This is a genomic window from Methylomonas methanica, assembly GCF_001644035.1.
Lineage (GTDB): Bacteria > Pseudomonadota > Gammaproteobacteria > Methylococcales > Methylomonadaceae > Methylomonas > Methylomonas methanica_A.
This window is the reverse complement of the sequence record NZ_LUUG01000016.1, coordinates 1-9,138: the sequence shown is the minus strand read 5'-3', so window position 1 is coordinate 9,138 and position 9,138 is coordinate 1. Positions and strand designations below refer to the sequence as shown.

Annotated in this window: 11 protein-coding genes; 4 read left to right on the top strand and 7 right to left on the bottom strand. The window is 50.0% G+C overall.

Features of this window, described 5'->3' with window-relative positions:
• Positions 1-907, top strand: a 907-nt coding sequence (locus A1332_RS25560; RefSeq protein ID WP_231890174.1) for an alpha/beta hydrolase family esterase, incomplete at its 5' end; no start/stop codon positions are given.
• A gap of 584 nt (positions 908-1,491) precedes the next feature.
• Here A1332_RS25560 and A1332_RS00900 read toward each other — a convergent pair.
• The 5 genes from A1332_RS00900 to A1332_RS00880 form a co-directional block, all read right to left on the bottom strand.
• Positions 1,492-1,776 carry a type II toxin-antitoxin system RelE/ParE family toxin gene (locus A1332_RS00900; protein ID WP_064006709.1) on the bottom strand — a complete coding sequence of 95 codons (285 nt, stop codon included), beginning with the start codon at positions 1,774-1,776 and terminating at the stop codon, positions 1,492-1,494.
• Positions 1,773-2,030, bottom strand: a complete 258-nt coding sequence (locus A1332_RS00895) for a CopG family ribbon-helix-helix protein (RefSeq protein WP_064006708.1) — start codon at positions 2,028-2,030, stop codon at positions 1,773-1,775. Before A1332_RS00895 ends, A1332_RS00900 begins: the two co-directional genes overlap by 4 nt.
• 49 nt (positions 2,031-2,079) lie before the next feature.
• The gene (locus A1332_RS00890; RefSeq protein WP_064006707.1) at positions 2,080-2,322 is read right to left on the bottom strand and encodes a WGR domain-containing protein; all 243 of its coding nucleotides are present in this window, start codon (positions 2,320-2,322) and stop codon (positions 2,080-2,082) included.
• A 3-nt stretch (positions 2,323-2,325) separates the two neighbouring features.
• Positions 2,326-2,946 (bottom strand): recombinase family protein, encoded by a 621-nt coding sequence (locus A1332_RS00885; RefSeq protein ID WP_064006706.1) that lies wholly within the window; start codon positions 2,944-2,946, stop codon positions 2,326-2,328.
• A gap of 800 nt (positions 2,947-3,746) precedes the next feature.
• A complete protein-coding gene (locus A1332_RS00880; protein ID WP_064006705.1) occupies positions 3,747-4,685 on the bottom strand; it encodes a DNA-binding protein in 939 nt (312 codons plus the stop codon).
• A gap of 202 nt (positions 4,686-4,887) precedes the next feature.
• Between A1332_RS00880 and A1332_RS00875 the strand changes: the two genes are divergently transcribed.
• Positions 4,888-6,258 carry an SEC-C metal-binding domain-containing protein gene (locus A1332_RS00875; RefSeq protein ID WP_064006704.1) on the top strand — a complete coding sequence of 457 codons (1,371 nt, stop codon included), beginning with the start codon at positions 4,888-4,890 and terminating at the stop codon, positions 6,256-6,258.
• A 112-nt stretch (positions 6,259-6,370) separates the two neighbouring features.
• Here A1332_RS00875 and A1332_RS00870 read toward each other — a convergent pair whose 3' ends face one another.
• Complete coding sequence (locus A1332_RS00870) at positions 6,371-6,682, bottom strand: integration host factor subunit beta (protein WP_064006703.1); 312 nt, start codon at positions 6,680-6,682, stop codon at positions 6,371-6,373.
• A gap of 97 nt (positions 6,683-6,779) precedes the next feature.
• Complete coding sequence (locus A1332_RS00865; protein ID WP_064006702.1) at positions 6,780-7,055, bottom strand: HU family DNA-binding protein; 276 nt, start codon at positions 7,053-7,055, stop codon at positions 6,780-6,782.
• A 232-nt stretch (positions 7,056-7,287) separates the two neighbouring features.
• On the opposite strand from A1332_RS00865, the gene A1332_RS25555 reads away from it, so the two are divergent.
• Positions 7,288-8,244 (top strand): hypothetical protein, encoded by a 957-nt coding sequence (locus A1332_RS25555; RefSeq protein WP_064006701.1) that lies wholly within the window; start codon positions 7,288-7,290, stop codon positions 8,242-8,244.
• Positions 8,245-8,274: 30 nt separating this feature from the next.
• On the top strand, positions 8,275-8,664 hold the full coding sequence (locus tag A1332_RS00855; RefSeq protein ID WP_082879460.1) for a hypothetical protein: 390 nt from the start codon (positions 8,275-8,277) through the stop codon (positions 8,662-8,664).
• Positions 8,665-9,138 lie beyond the last annotated feature (474 nt).

Below are 9,138 nucleotides of genomic sequence, written 5' to 3'. Positions count from 1 at the left end.
GTGGAGTCACGGATTCAGGACTCAATTAAAGGTTTATCTTTTAAGAATTAATTCTTGGCAGAAAGTGCTATTCGGGTTACCGATATTGGTGATGGTTGTCATGCTTTTGATGGATCATAGTGGCGACTCGGTAGAATTGGGGCAAGCCGTGTATCGGCCTGAGATGCGGCAACGTCTTTGCAAAGCTGATCAACTCAGTGGAGACGCTGGAGAGACTTATGGCGAAGAAACCGAAAACGGCATCAAATACAATGTCCGCACACCAGCCAATTATGATGCATCCGTTGCCCACCCACTATTATTGGTATTTTCTCCGGCGGGATCGAATCGGGCTAAAACTGAAAAAACAACTGGGTTCACTTTTCCTGCTACCCAAGCCGGTCTCATCGTGGCCTATGCGGATCATCCGGAATTATCGCCCAGCACTACCGTAGAATTAGGCACCATTCCCAGCTTAATGGCTAAAAAGTGGTGTATTGATGAAAAACAAGTCTATGTTACCGGACATTCCGATGGAGGGACTTCGGCGATGGCATTAGCATTTATGACTGGCACACGACACATCCCACGTGCCATTGCGCCGAGCGCAGCAGGGGTTGCGTATGATGATTTACGCGACCGCAGATGCCCTGAACCCTTGCCGGTTATGGTCATGCACAGCAGCAAGGATCGCCTGTTTCCTGGTTATGGTCAGCAAGCGGTGGGTTGGTGGGCCGCTTGTAATAAATGTGATCCTATTCCGGATAAAATCGCAAATGGCTGCTCCTCTTATTCAGGGTGTGCCGGGGGCGTAAAAACGTTGTACTGTGAAGGTGATCAAATCCATTCACATTGGCCCGAGCGAAGTCAGGATATCATCGAGTTTTTTGTGTCAGCGACTCAAGTTAGCCCACGGGGGGCAAAGTGAAATTGGCTCTATATGAATCGCAGTGGGTGCAAAGGTAAACCCAAAAGCAAACGGGTGGCCCGGATTCCATCTCGGGTCTGCTCCTTTTCATGGCTGAACACTTGGTTGGCAACCGACCCGGACGCATTGAGCCTAGAGCCATCAAACGATGACCCAAACTGTAGCCGAATACCGGACAGCCGATCGGGTTACATGATGCCTTAATTATTATAATTGGATAGCTACTCCGATCGGCAGCTTTTGGCCGGGTCGAGCCGATGACGACTCAAGGTTGCTTGCCGAAAAGCTGCCATTCACTGAACTTAGGGATGGAAAATTTCGCCAGCATCCTCAGTGGCCGGTTTTGGCCGATGCCGGAGACCACGAAAGGCTGCTTCGTAGAAGCGAAACCCGAGAAACGATGCTCGGGCATGCGGCCGCTTTGGAGACCGTCGTATGACGGGTTTGGGTCGATTGCGACAATTCATCTCGTCCAAAAGCCGTCATTCAATACTGGCGTAATCGTATCGGAATCGTTGGCTGGTTTGTGATGGAATCTGCATCCTTTATAGGCAGAAGTAAAAAGGGGTTCTAGGCCCAATAAGCTAAAAGTTATCCGGCCACAATCTTGCGCCGTGAAATACAGCCAATATTTGAATTTGTTGTTCTTTTAATCGATAAGGCAATATGTATTGTGTGCCGACAAGCACTAACTCCCTTGTTCCATCGACGCGGCCAGCGCGGCCTAGTTGCGGGTTGTCTTGCAGCAAGACAGCGCGTTCTTTGATTTCAGCTAATAGTCTGCGGGCTGCGTTGGGATTTTCTTCGGCGATGAATGTAAATATCTCACGTAAGTCCTGTCGGGCGGGTTCGGTCCAAACCAGTTTCACGCCCTACCCTTGGATTTTTGTTCGATCAGTTCTTCCATTTCACGCATGACATCGTCATGATCGACCAATTCACCACGGTCGGCGGCCGCTATACCTTGGGTGACTTTCTCGACCTGCCAGGCATGGGTTTTCAAGTATTCCCGTAAAGCTTGATTCACTAGGTAATTGCGTGATCGATCTAATGCCCCGGCAATAAAATCGAGTTGATGCACGATGTCTGATTCAGCCCTAACGGTAAATGCTTCGGTTGCCATGGTTGCCGCTCCGGTTAATGGTGGTTCATTTGTAATCATAACGCATAACTTAACGTACTGCCGGAATAGATTGATAGCCTTTTTTACATTTGGCTTTACACAGCTTATTCCCGGCGACAATGGCTTCTTCCTGGGTGTCGAACCACTCCTTCCTGACTGTGCCTGGAGAACCTACCCTGCCCCACTCCTTGATCAGTGACCAGTCATCAAATAGACCTGGCGTGACAAACATCTGGTAAAACCGATGCATGTTGTTTTCGGTATCGTGTCTTTCAAGATATAGATGATTCATCAGTTACTCCCCAGACGAGTGGACAGTATTGTCAGTTTGCGGTGATTTCAACGCCGCTTCCCGAATCCGCATAATGGTTTGCCGGGTGGTTTTGAATTCCCGAGCCAACTCCGAAACGTTGCTGCCAGCGGCCAAGCGTTTGACAACGTCAGCACGCGCTTCCGCATTAAGTGCCGGCGGCCTGCCAAACTGTTTACCCGCTGCCTTCGCGCGACTAATGCCCGCTTGGGTTCGCTCAATGAGCAGGTCACGCTCAAACTCAGCAACCGCTGCGATTACTTGCATGGTCATCTTGCCGGCAGAACTGGTCAGATCAACCCCACCTAACGCCAGACAATGAACCCGCACTCCGGAATCAGAAAGGTGCTCGACCGTGGCTCGGACATCCATGGCGTTACGACCGAGGCGATCCAGCTTGGTCACCACCAATACATCGCCCGCTTCCATCCGGTCGATCAGTTTATTAAACCCCGGTCGTTCTTTAGCCGCGACTGAACCGCTGATGCTTTCTTCAATCAAACGATTTGGCTGAATGGCAAAACCGGCAGATTGAATTTCCATGTTTTGATTTTGGGTCGTCTGGTCAGTGGTCGACACTCGACAGTAAGCAAAGACGCGTGACATGCGCTAATTCCGTCCGAAAGGGATGTACGAATTATAACACATGTACGAAAGCCGTTTTTCCTACTTTAGTACATATTTTTTAAGCCCTGTCCGAAACCGGTCGATTTCGGGCATCAATGTCAGAAGACGACTGCACGAATATTAGAAGTTGACTGCACGCCTTTAGATACCATTAATATTGGTGGTGTCATTTTCAGAAGCCGGCTTCACACACTAAGAAAACCTTTCATGGTTCATCGGACAACGCCAAAAAACTATTCAGCGCCCCAAACCATATTCTTATGAAGAGAAGTGCTGAGCAAAATGACGCACTGTGCAGATGTCTATTGACATTTTTTTGCTCAATAGTTGACTTCACTTAGTGGTTCTAGCCCAATAAGATGGTGCAGTCATCTTCTGACATTGACACCGGTCGATTTTGGACACCAATATCAGAAGACGACTGCACGCCTTTAGATACCATTAATATAGGCGGTGTCATTTTCAGAGTCCGGCTTCACACATCAAGCCCCCAGACACGACCACGCCAATCCCGGATTCATTGCCCTGACCTTCTAAGGGCCAACAATGACAGACATGCACCATGCGGCTCCTTTATGCCCAACAAGTAATCACGGGCAGTATAGGTGTGCGCCCAATAATAAGAGCGAAAGCCATACGGTTTAACAACCGAGCCTTTAAAACCAATGAAAGTCCGACAACGATAACTGCTTATCCATCGATGCATAACCACTTTGGCCTGTTGCAATTGATTCACGTTCATCATCACTGAGTTCTCCGTTTTTTAGCCGCAAAATGCCTTATACCTTTTTCGGTTTTTCGGCTTTTTCCGGTTGTTGGTTTCCAATGGCCTGCATCAACTGAGCGGCCTGGGATTTCATGGCTTCCAATTGGCCTGTTAGCTTGGCAAGCTCTTCTCGGGCTTTACCCGCCTCCCCTTTGGCGCCATCTCTTTCCGCTTCAAGCTTTATAAGCTTATCGGCGGCTCGCTGTAGCTCAGTGGCCGCCCTTTTTCTCTCTTCCTTATGGGACTCTTCAGCGGCTTCCGCCTTAGTCTGTACTTTAGTCAGTTCCGTTTTCACTTTATCCCGTTCTACCGCCAATTCTTGCGCCGCCCGCTTTTGATCCGCCAAGGCTTGCCGGAATTGCGCTTGTTCGGCAACATGCTGCTCGCCCGCTACCTTCGCGTTTTTTTCGACCGCCTCTAGCCGTTCGCGTAAGGTAGCCAGTTCAACCGCTTTAGCTTGATCAGCCGCTAACACGTCGGCCAGACGTTTTTCCAACTCCCCTACCCTGGACCGTTCTTCCGCCAGCATTGCCTCTAACTCATCGACAGCTTGCGAAGCATCGGCAAGTTCGCGCTCCGCTTGGGCCTGCTGTTCGCCCGCAGCCCGCAAGACATCCGCCACGCGGCGCTCTTGGGTCTTGACGGCTTTGTCGTTTAACTCCACGGTCAACGTATTGATTTTGTCCACCAAGGCCTTGGTCATTGCCGCCAAAGTTTCAGCCACCTCTACAGGCAACTCTGACACCGGCTCTGCATTGGTCACAGACTGACTGACATTGTGCTTATCCCAAACTTCTTTCAGTCTTTTGGGGTCACCGCCGCCAGTAATTTTGCGCAATGCAAAGCCCGTTACATTCCGATTGGCCCTCACCAAAGTCTCGCCGGCTTCAATAATGCGTTCATCTGTTATGTCGACGGGACGACCCACAACGGAATCAAACTCTTCTTTCATGACGGCCTCCCTAAAATTGACTGTGTAGATAGTCTAGCACAAAACAACAAACAAAGAAAATAAGTAATAAAGAAAGTAATAAATAAACTAAGTAACAACGAAAGAAAGATAGAAAGTGATTGGAAAGAAAGTAATCAGTGTCGGGTTATGCAGCAAAAATTTCTATGCAATAATTCTGGCGTGTGTTTAAAGTCACCCTGATATGAAAAAACTGGGCCGAAACGATCCCTGTCCCTGTGGCAGCGGTAAAAAATATAAGCAGTGCTGCTTGCAGGCCGCAGACGCCCAGATAGCGAACGATCGTTCTGAAGCCGTCCCGAAAGCCATACAGTGGCTCTTCACGAAGTATGAGCAGCCGGCCCATGCCGCGCTCGATGAAGGTTTTTTTGGTGGGCTCGACGACGATGAATATGCCGGGATTCAGGACCTGCCCGACGACTCGTATACCGGCATTATGATCAATGCCATGGAATGGCTGCTGGCCGATGGTGTAGTGACAATCAAAGACCAGGACTGTCGTGTTGCGGCATTGTTACTCGGAAAGGGTGGTCCGCTATTGTCTGCTGAACAGCGGCAATGGCTTGAGACTCTAACGGCCCTACCCCTCAGACTTTACGAAATTGTGGAGGTGGTGCCCGGCAAATGCCTGACCTTACGGGATGTGATGCTGCCCGAACGTCAGCCCGTCCTCGTCCAGGAAAAATCGGGCTCACAACAAGCCAACCGCTACGACCTGATCGCGGCACGCATCGTGCCGGTTGACGCGCATTTTGAACTGTCCGGCGCCGTGTACGGCTTCCCCCGCCAGCGAAGCTGGGATTTGTTGGAAGAACTCACAGACGAATTAGAGGGCGTCGAGCCGGATTCTCCTCTCGCCAAAGAAATCACCAGTGCCATCATTCCATATCACTGGCTCCAGTTATTTGTCAGGGCCTTTGAAATGCCGCCAGTGGTTGATCGTGTAACGGGTGAATCGCTCCTGTTCGTGACCGATCATTACCGGGTTCTGGACTGGGACGCATTTGACCAGGCGTTGTCCGGCGAAGCGGATATCGCAGGCAATCGTGATGCGGGTTGGAGTCGTATTTTTGCAGGCGAGGATGGGCTGACACGGCGAAATCTCAGTATCAATCCCGGCAAACGCCCTGATCGAATCAAAGTGTCCTATCATACTCAACAGTATGCAGACGAAGGCAAGCCTTGGTTCGAAGCGGTATCAGGCGCTGCTGTGGCCTTTATCAGCCGGGAACTGTCCGATCCCAAAGGCATACTGGCTAATATGCAGCCTAATGACACCCAGGAAAGATCGGAACCGATACCCCTGCCACCCGAGATCATAACCGAGCTCATAGAGAAGAGAATTCGGCAGCTTTACGCTGACTGGGCTGACAAGCCATTACCGATATTGAACGATCAAACGCCGCGCGAGGCCATCAGAACCCCGGAAGGACTGGAGCAAGTCAAATTCTTGCTGCACACCTACGAACATGGCGAAGCTCAGCAAGCCAAAGCGCAACACCGCCCTCCGGTTTCCTATGAATTTCTTTGGCAGTCAATAGGGATAACGCCGTAGTCATTTTCCATCGCTGCGAGACTCGAGACCGGGCTTCGAGCGGCCGGGATGGACAGGACGCCGCCGCAGTCAAACGCTGTGCAGGGGATGGGTATCAGGTACTAAAACGGGGTTACAGGTCTTTAATGGTGGGGAACGCCTGTTTCGAAGCGTTTACCCGGTCTCGCAAATCCAGTCCGGGTTTAAAGTGAACAGCATGCCGGCTAGGTAGACTGACAGGTTCCCCGGTCTTTGGATTCCTGCCGATACGGGCTTTGCGGGGAATCGTTGAAAAACCACCAAATCCGCGAATTTCAATTCTTTCGCCAGTGGCGACAGCGCTGATCAAAGCCTCAATGATCGTGTTGACAGCGAGCTCTACGTCTTCTGGCAGCAGGGTTGCTTGCTTGGCGGCCAGCGCCCCGATCAGTTCCGATTTTATCATCTGAAATGCGAATGTTCGACAGTGAGTTAACCGCCGAATCATAGCGCAGTTTCAAGAGGACTTCGAGTCATTCAAAGCCCTTTTTCCTAAAGAGAATTTAACCGTTAACGGCGTCTTTTAAAGCCTTTCCGGCTTTAAAACCAGGTAGTTTTGCTGCGGCAATGGTCAGTTCAGCGCCGGTTTGCGGGTTGCGGCCCTGACGCTCGGCACGTTCCTTGACTTCGAACGTGCCAAACCCCACTAACGATACCGAATCGCCGTTTTTCAAGGTATTTTGAATGGCACTGAGGATGCCATCCAAGCCCCGCCCGGCATCGGCTTTACTGAGATTCGCATGGCTGGCTATGGCGTCAATGAGTTCGGATTTATGCATGGTTTTCTCAAAAGGTGGGATGTAAAAAAACTAGCCGGCGAAAACGGCGGCGTCTAAGATCAAATCAGCCATAAGCGATCATTGCACACTATGGAATTGTGGCGCTGATCATCGCAGTTTCAACACCTTCCTTCAAGCAAGCATCACACCGTACAGCGGATTTAGTGATCACTCCAACTCCGGGTATGATTTATCATCCCAAAGCCACCCCTGCCTAACCCAGTGATGTCACATGAGCAACGTCTATCCCCTACTCCCACGGCTTACCGTCAATAGTCAGTTTATCGATGATTTTATCACCGCCGAAGCACCCTGCTGTGCGTTGGGCCTCGTTGAGGAACGGAAACAAACCTTCGGTGTTTTGGCACTTCGGCCCGAAATAGTTATTCCTGAGGAGTACACCCGCACCGGTTTTAGTTTCGGGCATTCGTTGTACGGTAATGCCGACTGCGTCGTGGTTCACTTTGGCTTCCACTTCTACCATTACGCCACATTCAATCTACTGGTAAACCCGAACAACCCGGTCGTGCAGACTGTCTTAAATAAAATGCTCGAAACCGGGAATTACTTTATTTTCGCGGTCGATCCCAAAGGGAGCGTCACCGCTTTCCGGTCGGAACTGGGGCAGGATGATTTAATCGAGCTCAAAAACAACCTGCCGCGCATTCAAAACGCCAAGACCACCGACGCCCAATACAGGAAAACGGTAGCCATGTTCGAGCGAAATCCAAACCCGTCAGGGCAAATGCTCCACTGGGTTTGCCGCGATAACACCGATTATCTTGACCTCTCCCAGCATCGGCTAGAACTGAATCCTGTCGCCCAAGCCGACACACCCAAAAACTCACCACCCGAAGACCTCTTTGAAAGTAGCCTCATTCCCTGCGAACACTGCGGGGAGTGGGCGGCGCAATTGATCTTTGCCGACGATAGTGCCGATGAAAACGTACTTGAAGTTTGCGCTCAAACCATGGTCCACCAATATAGTGAAATCAATGTGCCGACTTGGGTCATCGGCGAACCACTGGGAACACCAGGCTTCGATACCAAAACCAGAGTATTGAAAGTTTGGCCGAACCGTGAGCCCATTCAGCTAAAGACGGCCAATGAATTTGATGAGGAACTGGATGAATTAATGGCACGTCACTGTAAACCGGGTGATGACACTACACAGGACCAGGCGCCGTAGGATCAACAAATTCAGTGGCACCCCATTAGTATGTTGCCTACCTTCACCTTTATGGTGGACGGCATGCTGGAGGAATCCATGGTTCAGTTGGACAACCTGCGTCAGGCAATAGCCAAGCCTTATGTATTGGACGATGCCACCCTGAATCGGATCTTTGATCTATATGACAAACAATTGGACGACCAAAGGTATTTCCTGGAACAGTTTTCCCGATGGCAGCAGGATCGACTAAGCGCTGCACAAACCAGGGAAGTTAATCGGCTGATTAAACAATCGGCAACCTTGAAGGCAGTCAACGAAGAAATTCTACAGATCGCGAACAGCATCAAACATGAAACGATTGATCAAATCCTGGCAATGGATGAAGTGGAACTGGCTATAGCCGTGTTATCGGGCAAAATAAAACCGCCGATGCTGTAAGGTGTTCCGAGACTATTACGCCAGTAGTGAATGGCGGCTTTTGGAAGTGGCGAATTTACAGTTTCGACCCCTATGTATAGTGCGCAACTATGTATAGCCGTAAATTACCATCGGTGGCAAAGCCTGGTTTCACTGGCATTTCAAACAACCCTCGGCCCAGAAGCTTTACATAGTTTTACCGAATTTCTGAGGTGAAAATATATTCGCTTCCGAAAATTCAACGACCTCTATCAACCGCCGCATATGCAGACAATAGTTTGAGTGCAAATTCGCTCCCGTTTTTATGATTTCATGCTTCATTTACATTAATGACACCGTGAATTTCATCGTTTAAAGCTATCGTCCAACAGGGAAAGAATTTACGCAGTCCGCCAAGCATTAAAACTATGCGTAGCGCTCCACTGGCAACCGCTGATGGCTCGCGGGGTACACGTCGAAATAAATCCCATCTATTCATAGTTGGGCACTATACAT